Raw genomic sequence first — 15,410 nt, 5'->3', positions numbered from 1 at the left:
ACGATGTCTGACTAGCCCCCTAGGGGCAGGTCACCTGTATCTCGAACGACTTGGTCACCTGCTTCGGCTGCTGCGGGTTGCTCATGTCGGCACCCGTGGCCGTGCCCTTGATCGCATACGACTTGCCGTTGACCGCGGCTCCGGCGTTGGCGCCCTGGTTGTTCGGTGCGGCATCCGAGAACCCGAGCGAGATGCCGTTGACGCTGCCCAGCCCGACCGAATGGACGATGGGCGGATTGTCGTTGCTGACCACCGCGCCGACACCGGCGGTCGGGTCGCCAATGCCGATAGTGGTGTTGGCGCCCGCCGGGGTGCACGTGACGGGCCCGCTGACGTTCTGGTTCTGCCCGTCAACGATGACCTGCGGGCCGGCCGGCGCTGAGCTCGACGACGCACCCGTATTGGACTTGTTGCTCGAACAGCCGGCGCAAGCCGCGACCACCATGGCCGCGCCGGCGACGCCGACTACGATCCCACGCTTTAGCACTGGTCTCCTTCGTCTCGCTGGTCCCGGACTCGTCATCCAGACCTCGTCAACAAAGGCAGACCCTACCGGTCGCCCTCGGACGGGCCGCACGATGCCGCCCCGCGAATACCCGATGCCCCACGTTTAGGGCAGAATTCGCAAACCCCATCTGCCGAGCAGTGGATTCACGAGCGCGAAGTATGTCGTGTTGTCGTCGCCCTCAGGCGAAGACATCAACAGACCGACCGCGCTCACGGTGCCGTCGGCGTTTTTCACGAAGCCGGGACTGCCGCTGTCCCCCTGGAGGCTGTACACGCTGGCTTCGATGACGTCGCCCTCGATGCCCGTGACGGCGCCGCAGGTCTCACCGGTGACCGCACCGACCTTGCAAAACGGCATGCCCACTTTGATTTGGGGAAGGCTCAGCACATCCCGCACCGGATACCTGCCGCCGACATCACCCACCGGGGCACCGACGTTCGGGTCGAGGAGGATGATCGCGGCGTCCCGCTTGTCGCCTTCCTGCTCGCTGGCCGAGATCCTGCCCAGCGGGACGTCGTTCGCGTAGGTCCACACCGAGCCGTCGTGAGCGTCGCAGTGTCCGCTCGTCATGAGGAAGTAGCTGCCGTCGTTGCCTTGTGCCGCGAAACCCGCTGTGCACGAGCTGCTTTCGTCTTGAACTTGGACGCCCGGCGTCAGACCTGGGTCCGGTCGCGCCGGGCTCGCCAACACCGTCGCGGAGATCGCCACGACGCCGACCCCGCCGAGTCCCCGTAACCACGGTTTGGCCATGGCGCTCTCCTTCGGGCATGCCGGTGCGAACCGTCAGATGATCTCATCTGGAGATGCGCCGCGTGGGCGTTTTCCGCCGCGTCAGGGAAGAATGTGCAAGCCCCACTTGGCAAGTAGCGGATGCACGAGTGTGAAGTACGTCGTGTTGTCGTCGCCGTCGGGCGAAGACATCAAGATTCCGACGGCGCTCACGGTGCCGTCGGCGTTTTTGACGAAGCCAGGGCTCCCGCTGTCGCCGTTGAGGCTGTACACGCTGGCCTCGATGACGTCGCCCTTCTCGCCTTTGACGACGCCACAGGTCTCACCGGTGACCGCGCCCAGTTTGCAGAAGGGCATGCCCACCCGAATCTGTGGGAGGCTCAACACATCCCGGACCGGATACCGGTCACCGACATCGCCCGTCGGCGCTCCGACGCTCGGGTCCAGGCGGATAATCGCGGCGTCCCTGGTGTCGCCCACCTTCTCGCTGGCGGTGATCATCCCGAGCGGACGATCCTCCCCGTAGGTCCAAACCGAACCGTCGTGCGGATCGCAGTGTCCACTGGTGAGCAGGTAGTAGCTGCCGTCGTTGTCCTGCGCCGCGAAAGCGGCTGTGCACCCTCCGGTTCCATCGGCAACGTGCATGCCCGGCATGGGGCGCGACGCCAAGTCCGGGTCCGCCGCCGCTGTCCCGGCGACCGTCGTCGCGGCCACGATCACGGCACCGACCAGCCCCGGCGCCCGCAACCACCGAAAGGTCACGCCGTCCTCCTCCAGTTGTGTCCGCAGCATGCTAGCAGTGTGCGGCGCCTCCTACCTGGCGAGAGAAACGGGAACGCGGCGGAAGGTCGGGTGAGCGTTCCAAGAATTTCGCAAGGATTCCTCAAGCGCATCGGCTGACGATTCAGCCGTGACGCCGACGACAATCGAACAAGCTCGCGCCAAGGCCCATCCCGCCAGGCTGGCTTCCAGACTCTGGCTGATCACGGCGGCGTGCACAATTCTCCCGGTGATGATCACCCTGGACGCCACGGTCGTGAACGCGGCGCCGCGGGCTTTGAGCGGGCGATTCGGCTCGACGGGGGCCATCGCGTGGTCGGTGACCGGCTACACCTTGGCGATGGCGGCGGTGATCCCACTTGCCGGCTGGGCCGCACGCCGGGTGGGCGCGAAACCCCTATTCCTGGGTTCGGTGCTGTTGTTCTCCTGGGCATCCCTGCTGTGTGTGCAGGCCCCAAATGTCGGTCTGCTGGCGGTCTTTCGGGCATTCCAGGGACTCGGCGGTGGCATGCTGATACCGCTCTTGCTGATCATCCTGGCCCACGCCGCCGGACCCGAAAGACTGGCCCGGGTGCTGGCGATCAGCATGGTCCCCATCTTGCTGGCGCCGATCTGCGGGCCACAGGTCGGCGTTTGGTTAATCGACTCGTTCGGCTGGAAGTCGATCTTCCTGGTCAACATCCCGATCGGGGTACTCACCTTGATCGTCGCGGGATTCGTTCTCCCCGAGGATGTTCCGTCGGCCAGCGATCGCTGCGCGATCGTCACCCCGCCTGGTCGACGCGCCGGGTGAGGAAATCCAGCACGGCGCCGGCGAAAATGTCGTTGCGGTCCCCGGCAACCATGTGCCCGGCGCCGCGCACGTCGGTGAACTCGACTTGTGGGAAACGCGCGAGAAATGCGTCGGCACTTTCCTGGCTGACGAGGTCACTCATCTGACCCCGGATCAAGAGCATGGGCACGCCGTCGCGCAGGATCGCATCGACGGCCGCGTGCATGCGATCGGCGTCGGTGACCTCGAATGGGGGAAACGGCGCTGTGCCGCTGATGAATTGCGGATCCCAATGCCAATACCAGCGGTCGCCCCGCCGGCGCAGATTAGCGGTCAGACCGTCCAGATCGGTCGGTCGGGGCCGGTGCGGGTTGTACTCGGCGATCGCGTCGGCCACCTCTTCGAGAGAGGCGAATCCCGATTCCACCCGATCGGCCATGAAGTTGTGTATCCGCGTCGCCCCGGACTGCTCCATGTTCGGCACGATGTCGACCAGGACCACCGCGCCGGCGATGCCCGGTGAGAGCTCGCCCGCGAGCAGCATCGAGGTGAATCCGCCCAGCGACGCGCCAACCAGAACCGGTTGTAGCGGCAGGCTCTCCAGAACCTGTTGGACGTCGGCGGCGAAGCTGACGACACGATAGTCGCCGTCGCTGGACCAGTCGGACTCGCCGTGACCGCGTAAGTCGATCGTGACGGCCTGCCACCCGCGTCGGGCCACAGCGGCGGCCGCGCGGGCCCACGAGCGTCGGGTCTGCCCACCGCCGTGCAGGAAAACCACGGCGCGCGCGTGGGGATCGCCCCAGCGATCCGCGACGATACGAACCCCACCCGGCCCGTGGGTCGAGAACTGCTCTGGTGCGGTCGCCATCAGGAGATCGTAAGACGGCCCCGCCCAGGGGATCAGGCCCGCCGCGGCGCCTGGGCTCCGCGGCGCCGCTAAGCGAGACGCTTACACTCCTGTGATGCATCCCGCGCAGGCGACGCGCACGCTGACCAAAATCCCGGTTGTAGTGGGGATTGTCGTCGTCGTGCTGCTCGGCGTGCTCGCGATTCCGGTCAAACAGCGATGCGGCGCGCCCGGTTATTCGTGCGCGACCGCGTTGGATACGCGGGGCTACGTGCACTACTACTACGAGGTCGAACCGCTCGGCGTGTACCTCGCCGAGTTCGCCACGGGCTCGAACATCCGCCTCTGCTACTCCTCGGGCGAGGACCTCGTACCGGCTCGGTGACGAGTTGGCGTCGATTTCGGCGGCCGAGTGGCCCGCCCGAGACCTTTCCGAGACGCGCCCACACCCGACGGGGGCGTAGCCCCGCCAAACGTGCTGGTAGTGGGAAGATTGGCGCCGCCGATTTCGCCATTTACGGCGGGTGAGCCTGCCCACAGTCGGCCGCTCGGCGGCCTTCTCGATTGGGGGCTTCACAGCAAGCTAACGCATACTTGACCTCATGCTTTTAGCGCCGTCACCGCAAACCGCAGTCGCGGTAGCGAGTGCTGCGCTGGATACGGGCCGGGCTTTGTGATGGCGCGCTCGGGCGGGGCCCATCGCCGCCACCGAGCCGTTCGTCAGCCATCAGCAATTCGCAAAGGGCTGGCGCGCAGCTTCATGTCGCTGGTCTCGGTCGGGGCCATCCTGATGACCGGGGCAGGCTACTACGTCGCTCACGGGGCGCTGGGCGGCATCACCGTCTCGGACGCCCTAAGCCCCGACGATCCACGATCCAGCGGCGACAACATGAACATCTTGCTCATCGGCCTGGACTCCCGAAAAGATCAGGACGGCAACGACCTGCCGTCGTCGATTTTGCGGCAGCTGCACGCCGGCGATTCCGACGACGGTGGCTACAACACCAACACGCTGATACTCGTGCACGTCGGGGCCGACAACAAGGTGACTGCCTTCTCGATCCCCCGCGACGACTGGGTGCCGTTCAACGGGGTTCCGGGCTACAACCACATCAAGATCAAAGAGGCCTACGGGCTCACCAAGCAGTACGTGGCGCAGAAGCTTGCCAACCAGGGTGGAAGCAGCCAGCGGGAGCTCGAGACCCGCGGCCGCGAAGCCGGCCGTGCCGCGACCCTGCGCGCGGTGCGCAGCCTGACCGGCGTGCCGATCGACTACTTCGCCGAGGTCAACCTGGCCGGTTTCTACGACTTGGCGCAAACCCTGGGCGGCGTGGACGTGTGCCTGAACCACGCCGTCTACGACTCGTATTCCGGCGCGGACTTCCCGGCCGGCCCCCAGCGGCTGGACGCGTCGCAGGCGCTCGCGTTCGTCCGGCAGCGTCACGGCCTGGACAACGGAGACCTGGACCGTACGCACCGGCAGCAGGCGTTCATCTCCTCTGTCATGCGGGAACTGCAGGACTCGGGGACCTTCACGAACTTGGACAAGCTCAAGGGCCTGATGGCGGTGGCGCGCAAAGACGTTGTGCTGTCGACGGGTTGGGACGAGGACCTGTTCCGCCGCATGGGTGAACTCGCCGGCGGCGGCAACGTCGAGTTCCGGACGCTGCCCGTGGTGCGCTACGACAACATCAACGGGCAGGACGTCAACATCATCGACCAGGCCGCGATCAAAGCCGAAGTGGCCGAGGCGATCGGCGCCGCGCCCGAGACGACCACGCCGGCCACCACGGCGAGCAAGCCCAGTCCGTCGACGGTCGTCGACGTCGTCAACGCGGGCAGCATGAGCGGCGCGGCCAGTGAGGTGTCCCGCGCGCTGAAAAAGCGCGGCTACACCGCGGGCCAGGTCCGCGACCGCCAATCCGGCGACCCGACGTCCACCACGATCCAGTACGGCGCGGGCGCCGAAACCGACGCGCACAACCTGGCTGCGCTGCTCGGCCTCGACGCCCCCAAACAACCCGACCCCAGCCTGCAGCCCGGCCACATTCGCGTGACCGTGGATACCACTTACTCGATGCCCGCCGCGGACGACACCAGCACCACCGACGAGACCACCACCACGACGACCACCAAGACGAATCGCTACGGGTACGCCACCAGCACCTATCCCACGCCCGATCAGGGCAAGCCCATCGGCGGTGGCGGGGTGCCCTGCGTTAACTAGCCGCGATCGGGCTAGGCGTGCGTACCGCCGTCGATGCGAATTTCGGTGCCGGTGATCCAGGCGCCGTCGTCGGACACCAGCATCGCGATCACGCCGGCGATCGCAGAGGGCTCGGCCATCCCGGCTCCACTGGATTCGACCGTCGTGGGCAGGATCGGCATGAGGCGGGGGAACAACGACCAGTCGGCGTCTTTGGGTATGTATCCCCCAGTCGCGTCGGTGATTCCGGACTTGATGCTGCCGGGCGCCACGCAAGCCGCACGCAGACCGTCCTTCGCGTATTCGAGAGCCAACGAATGGGTGAAGGCCTGGATTCCGCCCTTACTCGCGGCGTAGGCCGCCATGTAGGGATGGGCGAACGAGGCCGACGTGGAGCTGAAGTTGACGATCGCGCTGCGCGAATTCCCCAGCAGCGCCGGAAGCGCCTCGCGGACCACCAGAAACGTTCCGGTGAGGTTGATACCGACGATCCGATTCCACAGTTCGAGGCTGGTCTCGTGGGTGTGCGCGGCCCGCAGGACGCCGGCGGCGTTGACCAGCGAATCGAGGCCGTCGAGTGTCTGAACGGCCCAGCACACGCCGTCGATCACCGAATCCTCGCTACCGACGTCCATCGGCATGGTGGTGAGGCGGTCAGCCGTTCCGGCTTCCTCCGCCTGGGCCTGGGTGGCGGCCAGCCCGTCTTCCGCGACGTCTGAAGCCACGACCCTGGCCCCTTCTTCGAGCAACCGCAACGCGGTGGCCTGACCGATGCCTGACGCCGCGCCGGTCACCAAGATCCGCTTGCCCTCGAGTCGGTTCATCTAGCACATCTTTCACCAAGACCCCTTAAACGCGGCATGGTGGACGGCATGGAGATCGGATTCATCGGCCTGGGGAACATGGGCCATGGCATGGCGACGAACCTGCTGACGGCGGGTCACCAGATCACCGTCTACAACCGCTCGCCAGCCAAGGCGGAGCCGCTCGTCCAGCGGGGCGCGACCGCGGCGCGCAGCGTGGCCGAAGCCAGCACCGGTGAGGTCGTGTTCACGATGCTCTCCGACGACGACGCCGTCGAGGAGGTCGCGTTCGGTGCGAATGGCCTTGTGGCTTCGCTGGCCCCCGGTGCCACCCACGTGTCGTCGAGCACGATCAGCGTGGCGCTGTCGGAGCGCCTGGCGGCCGCGCATGCCGAAGCCGGACAACGCTATGCCGCGGCGCCGGTGTTCGGTCGGCCCGAAGCCGCTTCTGCCGCAAAGCTTTTCGTCATCGCCGCGGGCGCCCCGCAGGTGCTGGAGCCGTTGGTTCCGCTCTTCGACGCCATAGGGCAGCGGACCTTCGTGGTCTCCGATCAGCCGTATACCGCCAATCTGGTGAAGCTGAGCGGTAACTTCCTGCTCGCGTCGGCGATCGAGTCCGTCAGCGAGGCCGTCGCGTTGGTCGGCAAGGCCGGGGTGGACCGGCAGCAGTACGTCGACATCCTCACCTCGACGTTGTTCACCGCGCCGGCCTATCAGACCTACGGCGGGCTGATCGCGCGTCGGGAATTCGAGCCGGCGGGGTTCGCGTCGCGCCTCGGTCTCAAGGACGTCCGGCTGGTGCTCGCCGCGGCCGAGGGCCTGCAGGTGCCGCTGCCAGTGGCCAGCGTGCTGCGCGACCGTCTGCTCACGCTCGTCGCAACGGGTGGCGGGCACCTGGACTGGTCGGCGCTGGCCACCCTCGCGGACCGCGACGCGGGCCTGACGTCAGACGACTCCGCGTAGCCCGTCGGCGCCGAACGCGGGTTCCAGCATCGCGGAATAGTCGGGTCCGCGGCGCAGCATCATGCCGCCGTCGGCGTTGATGACCTGGCCGGTGATATAGCTGGCGGCATCGCTGAGCAGAAACATCGCGAGGTTGGCGATGTCCTCGACCTCACCGGGCCGAGGCAGCGGCGTGCACACGCGATAGTCCTCGCTGACCTCCGGCACAGCGAACACGGGCGCAACCAGATCCGTGCGGATCAGGCCCGGGCGGATGCTGTTGACCCGCACCCACGAGGGTCCGAGTTCATCGGCGGCCAGTTGCATCATGTGGTCGATGGCGGATTTGCTGACCCCGTAGGCGCCGAACCACCGGTGGGTGTTGCTCGCCGCGATCGACGAGATCCCGACGAACGAACCCCCGCCGCCGCGCACCAGTTCACGCGCCGCGTGCTTGAGCACGTACATGGTGCCGTTGACATTGAGGTCGACCGTGCGCCGCCACGCCTCCGAGTCGATCTGTGTGATCGGCCCGATGGTCTCCGAGCCGCCGGCGCAGTGCACCACACCGTGTAGCCGGCCGTGCCAGGCCGTCGCCGCGTCCACCGCGCGGGCGGCCTCGTCCTCGCTGGTGACGTCGGTGGGTTCATATCGGATGGAGCCGTCGGCCTGCAGCGCTTCGATGTCTTCGACGGCGCCGGCCAGCCGGTCGGGGTTGCGGCCGACGATCATGACCGAGGCACCGGATTTGACCAGGCCGGCGGCGACCCCTTTGCCGATTCCGCTGCCACCGCCGGTGACCAGATACGTCCGGTTTTCGAAAGAAAGCTGCACGCCGCGCCCCTTCACGCCAAAACTGAAACACGTTCTAGCAATAGAACCATGCGGGCGGACGAGCTGTCTGCTAGGGCGTATCGCGCCGGGCCAGTTTCGTCGGTTTCGCGTTGCGCCAGTCCTCGACATCCGGCGGCTGGCCGACCGCGTACCTGTTCTCGTTGTGGGCGGCCCAGTGCGCGTGCCCGAGCTCGTGGATGTGGAACGCGTGCCGCAACGCCTCGGTGAATCCCATTGCGTCGGAGGCGGCGTTGACCGAGTCCTTGACGAGCAGCGCCGCCATCGTGGGCCGGTCGGCGATGCGCCGGGCGAATTCCAAAGTCTTGTCCGCCAGCTCATCGACCGGGAATACCTTCGACACCATGCCAAGCCGATAGGCATCGTCGGCGTCCAGCGCATCACCGGTCAGCAGCAGCTCTTTGGCCTTACGGGGGCCGAATTCCCAAGGGTGACCGAAAAATTCGACGCCCGGCATCCCCAGGCGCGCTGCGACCACATCGCTGAACTTTGCATTATCGGCGGCGACTATCAGATCGCACGCCCAGATCAGCATCAGGCCGGCCGAGATCGCGTTGCCCTGGACCTGGGCGATGGTGATCTTGCGCAAATCACGCCAGCGGCAGGTGTTTTGGAAGAAGTAGTGCCACTCCTGCAGGTAGATCTTCTCCGCGATGGGGTCGCGGGTCCCGCCGTTGATTCGGAAGCTCGGCAGCTGGCTGCGCTCGGCGATGGCCAACTCCGAGCCCAGGTCGTGACCCGCGGAGAAGTTTTTGCCGCGCGCCGCCAGGATCACCACCCGAACGGTGTCATCCGCCTCGGCGCGCAGGAACGCCTCGTCGAGTTGCACCAACAGGCCGCGGCTCTGCGCATTGTGGGCCTCGGGCCGGTTGAGCCAGATCCGCGCGATGCGACCCTCGTCGAGGGTTTCATAGGCCACCAGCTCGTCGGCGCCGGCGTCGGCGTTGGTCGCCTGGGTGCCGGCCTGGTCGGAGACAGTCATTCCGCCCACCTACCTTGTTGTCGGGCTCGTTACAAGTTGACATCGATCCGTAAATGCCCGAATCGACTCTTTGCAGCTTACGGCCAGTGCCGAGCACAGTCATCGCTGGGTTGATCCCAACCCGCAACGACGCCCATACTGCGACTACCTGCGGGCAAATATTCGCGTCGCATAGAGTTATGTCATGCCTACGAAATCTGATCCTGGCGAACTCGGCGATGTGGAGCCGCTGGCTGACAGCACCGCCAGCCAGGCCAGGCGTGTCGTCGCGGCCTACGCCAACGACGCCGACGAGTGCCGCATTTTCTTGTCCATGCTCGGTATTGGACCGGCGAAACTCGACACCTAAATGGCTCCCAAGGGAGGCCAGAACTCGAAAACTAGGCACTACGGCGATTCCGACTTCGTGGTGGTCGCCAATCGGCTGCCCGTCGATCTGGAGCGGCTGCCCGACGGCACGACCTCGTGGAAACGCAGCCCGGGCGGCTTGGTCACCGCACTAGAGCCGCTCCTGCGCCGCCGGCGCGGGGCCTGGGTCGGCTGGCCGGGCGTGGTCGACGATGTCGTGGACGTGGTCGACGAGCCCGTCACGCAGGAAGAACTGCAACTTCACCCGGTACGCCTGTCCGCCGACGACGTCGCCCAGTACTACGAGGGCTTTTCCAACGCCACGCTGTGGCCGCTGTACCACGACGTCATCGTCAAGCCGCTCTACCACCGCGAATGGTGGGAGCGCTACGTCGACGTCAACCGGCGCTTCGCCGAAGCCGCTTCGCGCGCCGCCGCCGAGGGCGGCACGGTCTGGGTCCAGGACTACCAACTGCAACTGGTCCCGAAGATGCTGCGCACGCTGCGGCCGGACGTGACCATCGGTTTCTTCCTGCACATCCCGTTCCCGCCGGTGGAGCTGTTCATGCAGATGCCGTGGCGCACCGAGATCATCGAGGGGCTGCTCGGCGCCGACCTGGTGGGCTTCCACCTGGCCGGTGGTGCCCAGAATTTCCTGTTTCTGTCCCGCCGGCTGGTCGGGGCCAACACCTCGCGGGGAGCGGTGGGCGTGCGGTCGCGGTTCGGTGAGGTGGAGCTGGAGTCTCGTACCGTTCGCGTCGGCGCCTTCCCGATCTCCATCGACTCCGGCGCGCTCGACCACACGGCCCGCGATCGCAACATCAGGCACCGCGCCCGCGAGATCCGCGCCGAACTCGGCAACCCCCGCAAGATCCTGCTCGGCGTCGACCGGCTGGACTACACCAAGGGCATCGACGTCCGGCTGAAGGCCTTTTCCGAGCTGCTCGCCGAGGGTCGCGCCAAACGCGACGACACCGTGCTGGTGCAGCTGGCGACGCCGAGCCGCGAACGCGTGGAGAGCTACCAGATTCTGCGCAACGACATCGAACGCCAAGTCGGGCACATCAACGGCGAATACGCCGAAGTCGGTCACCCGGTGGTGCACTACCTGCACCGCCCGGTGCCGCGCGAGGAGCTCATCGCGTTCTTCGTCGCCAGCGACGTCATGCTGGTCACGCCGCTGCGCGACGGGATGAACCTGGTGGCCAAGGAATACGTCGCCTGCCGCAGCGACCTCGGCGGCGCGCTGGTGCTGTCCGAATTCACCGGAGCGGCATCCGAACTCCGGCAGGCCTATCTGGTCAACCCACACGACCTCGAAGGGGTCAAGGACGCGATCGAGGCGGCCCTGAACCAGCCGGTCGAAGACGGGCGGCGCCGGATGCGCGCGTTGCGGCGCCAAGTGCTCGCCCACGACGTAGACCGCTGGGCGCGGTCGTTTCTCGATGCGCTCGCCGAGGCGAATCCCCATGACGCCAAGTAGCGGCCGCGCACCCATGGTGTTGCCACCCAAACGCTGTGATACTCGATGCAGCGTGAAGGGAGGGGCACTGTGAATCTGCGTCGCGCGCTGGCCGCGGGCGCCGGCATTGTCTCGGCAGTTGCAATCGGAATCGCGCTGGAGTCGGGCGACCCGGCGCACGCGGTGGGGCCGCCCGCGGATGGCAACTACAGCTTCAACGAGGCCGGTGTGTCGGGGGTTACCTGGACGATCACGGCACTGTGCGATCAGCCATCCGGAACCCGCAACATGAACGACTATTCCGACCCGATCGTTTTTGCGATGAACTGCGCTCTGAATGTCGTGAGTGCGACGCCCGAACAGATCAGCCGCGCGGACAAGTTGCAGAACTTCAGCGGCAGGGCGCGCTACTCCAGCATGCTGTGGACCTTCAAGGTGGATAAGAGCGACGGCGTGTCATGTCCGGGCGGCGGCACCGCGCCGTCCACCGAAACCTATGCGTTCAGCGACGAAACCATGAGCGGCACCCACACCAGCCTCCACGGTCCGGTCTGTGGGATGCAGCCGGAGATGAAGAAGCAACCGTTCTCGCTGCAGCTGACCGGGCCGCCACCCAGCCCGATCCAACGTTATCCGTTGTACTGCAACGGCATTGCGATGTGCTACTGAGCTTTCGTCGTTAGCGGCGCACCCGAGCGGGTGTGCTGTGTTTCAGAATTTGATAGCGCATGTGCTATCAAATTCGGGCGCGACTAGCCCGTGCCCTTCAGGACTGCCGGTCCGGCGGCCGACCGGACGTCCAGGTGACATGCATCGTGGTACGAGAGATTCTCCACCCTGCGGGGAGTTGCACAAAATCGGCCTCACTCCAGGTGCCCGAGCTGAACAGATCGCCTTCGGGGTGAACGTGATGGTTGACCTGGTTCCAGCGGGCCGATGCTCCAGCGCCGCTGGGGCTCGCATCGACCAGGTAGTTCAGGCCGAGGTGCTGGGTCCGGGCGAAGCGCAGCACGCCATGGCGTGTATTCGCCAGGATCCCGTCGATCCCCTCGGCATTCCCGATCGGAAATGCAACGGTCGCATCCTCGGTGAAAAATCGACGCGCCCAGTCCTCGTCGAAGTTGCGTTCGTCCAGTGAGCACAGGTATCGATCGACCAATTCGGCGATCTCGCTCTTGATCCCAATGTCCATCCGCCCACGCTAAAACCTCAACAACACTTGAGGTCAAGTCGCAGTGCTAAATCGGCGTGATGTAGGCGATCAGCCATTGCTTGCCGACTTTTTTGAAGTCGACGCGCAATCGGCTGCCGTCGTAAAGCGGTTGGCGTGACTTGTCATTGACGGTGCGGTTCATGTAGACCATCACCGATCCCGAATCCCGTGTGGCAGTCATGACGCCGACGCCGACGACGTTGGCCTGGACCACCACCTCGCGCTTCTTGGCCTCGGGGATGATCTGCGTGTTGGCGCTCTTCTGAAACTCCGCGCGATATTCGGGAGTCAGCAACGGGTAAGCGGCCGAGAGGCTGCGTTCGACGGTCTGGTAGTCGTAGGCGAAGACCTCGGGTACCCGCTTGGCCGCCAGGCCAGGCAACTCCGCGCGTGCGGCCGCCTCGCCGCGGGTCTCCACCCGCTCCCAGTAGAACCACCCTGCCGCCGCGGACAACCCGACCACGAGCGCAATCGACACGGAGGCCGCGACGGCCGTCAGCCACCTCCGAAAACGGGGCCAGGGCACCCGACGCATCTAGTTGCCCCCGTCGGGATACTTCAGGTCGTACCCGGTCATCCGACCCTGCTCGTCCTCGTGCACGATCACCCGCAGCCGATACGGCATGGACGGCTTGTTGACCCCGTCGATGTCGGCCACCGTGACCCGTACCGATACCAGCACCGAGGCGTTGTCCGTGACCGCGTCGACGCCTTCCAGGGCGGCGCCGTTGATGACGGCCTCCGACGTCGCGTTGGTCGAGCGGAAGATGCCCTTGAGGTTCTCGATGTTGTTGTTGGCGCCGAGCATGCCGCGCAGCGGTCCGCTGGTGCCGTTGTAGAAGCGGTTCACGCTCTCGTCGATGTTGTCCTGCTTGTAGCTGAACATGTTGACCACCGTCTGCGTCGCGGTGTCCACGAAGCGTTGGTCGCGGGCTTGCGCCGCTTCGGCGTGCCGCTGTTGGACGAGCATGAACGCCAGGCCGGCCGCCAACGCCCCGATCGCCACCAGCGCGGCGGCAAAGGAGATCCAGCCGACCAGGACGCGGTTCGGCCGCCGCCGCGGTGGCGGCTTGACCGATTTGAGGGCCTTGACGGGCGTCGCGGACCGCTTCGGCCCGTCCGATACGTCGACCCGAGCGGTAAAGCCCTCGTCCGAGGCGCCCTTCGCCGGGCCCGCCGCGCGCGATGCGCGCCGTCGAACTCGCTGAGTCGTTTCGGTCACTGCAGCCCCCACTAAAGAGGCCTTGGATCAAGCATGAGGTCCACCCAATTCTCGGCACCGGACGCGCCGCTGGCGCCGGGCGCGAAGATACCAGTGCCGCCGGCCGGGTCCACGAAGGCTCCGGTGCGCTGGTCGTAGGTGGCGTAGGCCGGACCGCTGGCCTGCGGCGTCGGCTGCCCGGGCGGCGGCCCCCACGGCTTCTCCGGTCCCGGGCCCGCGGGTGGAGGATTGATCCCCTCCGGCGGTGGCGGCGGCGGCAGCCACTTCGGATACGGGAGCTGGGGCGGCACGGGAGGTATTCCCGGCGGCTGCCACGAAGTGAACGGCGGCGGCGGCCCGTTGTCGTTGGGCGGCGGTGGGTCGTACGCCGGCTGGTGCGGCGCCGGCCCGGGCCCGGGGACTACGCCGGGAGGGGGTGGGCCGACGATCGGAGTACCGGGGTCGGGATCGGCGCCCGGTGGGATGTACGGGAACTTGTTGGGCGGCAACGTGTTCAGCCCGTTCGTCACCGGCGTGTCGTAGGGCACCGGCGGGCCGCGCCACGGGTTGCGGCCGACCGGCACGTAGCCCCTCGGGTCGCGGCACAGCTGGATCGTCGGCGCCCGCTTGCCCGGAAACTCCTGGCACGGATAGTTACGGGCACCGCGCACCGTGCTCGGATCGTTCTGCGCGACCTTGCAGTACATGTCCCTCGGGAGCTCCCGCAGCGTTTCGTCCGCCGGCGTTCGCATCAGCGGCGGGGGAAGGAAGCCGACGGCGCACGGCGGCGGGTCGTTCAGGTCGAGCTTGAAGTCCAGCTTGGCGCCCTCGTCTTGCGGGGCGCCGCCGGCCGCGGTGGTGATCGCGGCGAACAACGCGGGCAGGACCACCAGCAGCTGCTCGATCGACTTGTGGTAGATCACTCCCACCCGGCCCAGGTTGGCCAGGCTGGCGGCCAGCGCCGGGAAGGACGGGCGGATACCGGAGAACGCGGTGCTGGCCTCGTCGGCGGCGCTCGGGGCGTTAGCTAACGTCGAGCGAAGCTGCGGGTCGGCCTGACGCACATCGGACGTGAACCGCGCCAAACCATCCGACAGCGTCTTGATGTCGGCGCCGGCACGGATCTGGGCTTCCAGGAACGGACCCGCCTGATCGATCAACTGCGAGACCTGCGGGTAGTTGACGTTGGCCTCGTCCACCAGCAACCGGGCCGACTCGATCAGCCGGGCCAGTTCGGGACCCGAACCGTTGGCCGCGATGAACGTCTCGTGCAGCAGCTCGCGCAACCGCGTATCACCGAGGCTGTTGACTAGTGTCTCCGCCCGCTTCAACAGGTCGGCGACGTCCTGGCCGATCCGGGTGTTGGCCCGCTCGATGCGAGATCCGTTGCGCAGCTTGGCCGACGACGGACTGGGAGGCGGCACCAGGTCGATGTATTGCTCACCGACGGCCGACACGCTCTTGACGGTGGCGGTGACGTTCGACGGGATCGGTGTGCCGCTGTTGAGGCGCATCTCGGCGGTAACCCCGTTGGGGTTCAGCCCGACAGACTCCACCCGACCCACCTCGACACCCCGGTAGGTGACGTTGGCGTTCTTGTACAAGCCGCCGCCCGCGACGAAGTCGGCGCTCACGCCGTAGGTTCCGATGCCGAACGTGGCCGGCAGCCGCAGGTAGAAGATCGCCATGATGGTCAGCGTGACGGCGGTGATCACCGCGAAAATCCACAGCTGGATCCTGGTCAGTTTGTCGATCATCTGCG

Annotated in this window: 18 protein-coding genes; 7 read left to right on the top strand and 11 right to left on the bottom strand. The window is 66.6% G+C overall.

Annotation, left to right across the window (positions count from 1 at the left end; all coding sequences use genetic code 11):
• Positions 1–19 precede the first annotated feature (19 nt).
• The 3 genes from A5744_RS20855 to A5744_RS20845 form a co-directional block, all read right to left on the bottom strand.
• Positions 20–445 (bottom strand): lipoprotein LpqH, encoded by a 426-nt coding sequence (locus tag A5744_RS20855; RefSeq protein ID WP_076122697.1) that lies wholly within the window; start codon positions 443–445, stop codon positions 20–22.
• A 165-nt stretch (positions 446–610) separates the two neighbouring features.
• The gene (locus A5744_RS20850; RefSeq protein WP_076064260.1) at positions 611–1,258 is read right to left on the bottom strand and encodes a S1 family peptidase; all 648 of its coding nucleotides are present in this window, start codon (positions 1,256–1,258) and stop codon (positions 611–613) included.
• 81 nt (positions 1,259–1,339) lie between these two features.
• The gene (locus A5744_RS20845; RefSeq protein ID WP_076064355.1) at positions 1,340–1,999 is read right to left on the bottom strand and encodes a S1 family peptidase; all 660 of its coding nucleotides are present in this window, start codon (positions 1,997–1,999) and stop codon (positions 1,340–1,342) included.
• Between the two features lie 148 nt (positions 2,000–2,147).
• On the opposite strand from A5744_RS20845, the gene A5744_RS20840 reads away from it, so the two are divergent.
• The gene (locus A5744_RS20840; RefSeq protein ID WP_076064259.1) at positions 2,148–2,810 is read left to right on the top strand and encodes an MFS transporter; all 663 of its coding nucleotides are present in this window, start codon (positions 2,148–2,150) and stop codon (positions 2,808–2,810) included.
• On the opposite strand, the gene A5744_RS20835 is transcribed toward A5744_RS20840, so the two are convergent.
• Complete coding sequence (locus A5744_RS20835; RefSeq protein WP_205866328.1) at positions 2,782–3,660, bottom strand: alpha/beta hydrolase; 879 nt, start codon at positions 3,658–3,660, stop codon at positions 2,782–2,784. The genes A5744_RS20840 and A5744_RS20835 overlap by 29 nt on opposite strands.
• A 94-nt stretch (positions 3,661–3,754) precedes the next feature.
• Between A5744_RS20835 and A5744_RS20830 the strand changes: the two genes are divergently transcribed.
• Both A5744_RS20830 and A5744_RS20825 read left to right on the top strand, forming a co-directional pair.
• Complete coding sequence (locus A5744_RS20830; protein WP_170874549.1) at positions 3,755–4,024, top strand: hypothetical protein; 270 nt, start codon at positions 3,755–3,757, stop codon at positions 4,022–4,024.
• Between the two features lie 291 nt (positions 4,025–4,315).
• On the top strand, positions 4,316–5,866 hold the full coding sequence (locus tag A5744_RS20825) for an LCP family protein (protein WP_076064258.1): 1,551 nt from the start codon (positions 4,316–4,318) through the stop codon (positions 5,864–5,866).
• 11 nt (positions 5,867–5,877) lie between these two features.
• Here the strand turns inward: A5744_RS20825 and A5744_RS20820 are convergent, their stop codons facing one another.
• Positions 5,878–6,669 (bottom strand): SDR family oxidoreductase, encoded by a 792-nt coding sequence (locus tag A5744_RS20820; protein WP_076064257.1) that lies wholly within the window; start codon positions 6,667–6,669, stop codon positions 5,878–5,880.
• 48 nt (positions 6,670–6,717) lie between these two features.
• On the opposite strand from A5744_RS20820, the gene A5744_RS20815 reads away from it, so the two are divergent.
• On the top strand, positions 6,718–7,611 hold the full coding sequence (locus tag A5744_RS20815; protein WP_076064352.1) for an NAD(P)-dependent oxidoreductase: 894 nt from the start codon (positions 6,718–6,720) through the stop codon (positions 7,609–7,611).
• Here A5744_RS20815 and A5744_RS20810 read toward each other — a convergent pair.
• Entirely contained in the window at positions 7,594–8,424 is an 831-nt protein-coding gene (locus A5744_RS20810) for an SDR family oxidoreductase (protein ID WP_076064351.1), read from the bottom strand. The genes A5744_RS20815 and A5744_RS20810 overlap by 18 nt on opposite strands.
• Before the next feature lie 70 nt (positions 8,425–8,494).
• Complete coding sequence (locus A5744_RS20805) at positions 8,495–9,424, bottom strand: enoyl-CoA hydratase (protein WP_076064350.1); 930 nt, start codon at positions 9,422–9,424, stop codon at positions 8,495–8,497.
• A gap of 184 nt (positions 9,425–9,608) precedes the next feature.
• Between A5744_RS20805 and A5744_RS24455 the strand changes: the two genes are divergently transcribed.
• The 3 genes from A5744_RS24455 to A5744_RS20795 all read left to right on the top strand — a co-directional run bounded on the left by A5744_RS24455 (position 9,609) and on the right by A5744_RS20795 (position 11,903).
• Entirely contained in the window at positions 9,609–9,773 is a 165-nt protein-coding gene (locus A5744_RS24455; protein ID WP_139329559.1) for a hypothetical protein, read from the top strand.
• The gene (locus A5744_RS20800; RefSeq protein ID WP_076064256.1) at positions 9,774–11,255 is read left to right on the top strand and encodes a trehalose-6-phosphate synthase; all 1,482 of its coding nucleotides are present in this window, start codon (positions 9,774–9,776) and stop codon (positions 11,253–11,255) included.
• Between the two features lie 69 nt (positions 11,256–11,324).
• Positions 11,325–11,903: a hypothetical protein gene (locus tag A5744_RS20795; RefSeq protein ID WP_076064255.1), complete on the top strand. Its 579-nt coding sequence runs from the start codon at positions 11,325–11,327 to the stop codon at positions 11,901–11,903.
• Between the two features lie 97 nt (positions 11,904–12,000).
• Here the strand turns inward: A5744_RS20795 and A5744_RS20790 are convergent, their stop codons facing one another.
• From A5744_RS20790 to A5744_RS20775, 4 genes are read right to left on the bottom strand one after another with little or no spacing between them, the layout of a single operon-like run.
• On the bottom strand, positions 12,001–12,426 hold the full coding sequence (locus A5744_RS20790; protein WP_076064254.1) for a nuclear transport factor 2 family protein: 426 nt from the start codon (positions 12,424–12,426) through the stop codon (positions 12,001–12,003).
• Positions 12,427–12,472: 46 nt separating this feature from the next.
• Complete coding sequence (locus A5744_RS20785) at positions 12,473–12,982, bottom strand: mammalian cell entry protein (RefSeq protein ID WP_076064253.1); 510 nt, start codon at positions 12,980–12,982, stop codon at positions 12,473–12,475.
• Positions 12,983–13,681, bottom strand: coding sequence for a mammalian cell entry protein (locus A5744_RS20780; RefSeq protein WP_076064252.1), 699 nt, complete (start codon positions 13,679–13,681; stop codon positions 12,983–12,985).
• A complete protein-coding gene (locus tag A5744_RS20775; protein ID WP_076064251.1) occupies positions 13,681–15,405 on the bottom strand; it encodes a virulence factor Mce family protein in 1,725 nt (574 codons plus the stop codon). Before A5744_RS20775 ends, A5744_RS20780 begins: the two co-directional genes overlap by 1 nt.
• Between the last annotated feature and the right edge of the window lie 5 nt (positions 15,406–15,410).

This window comes from Mycobacterium sp. IS-1264 (assembly GCF_001954195.1).
Classification (GTDB): Bacteria; Actinomycetota; Actinomycetes; order Mycobacteriales; family Mycobacteriaceae; genus Mycobacterium.
The sequence above is the reverse complement of the archived record's forward strand: the minus strand, read 5'-3'. Positions and strand labels throughout refer to the sequence as shown.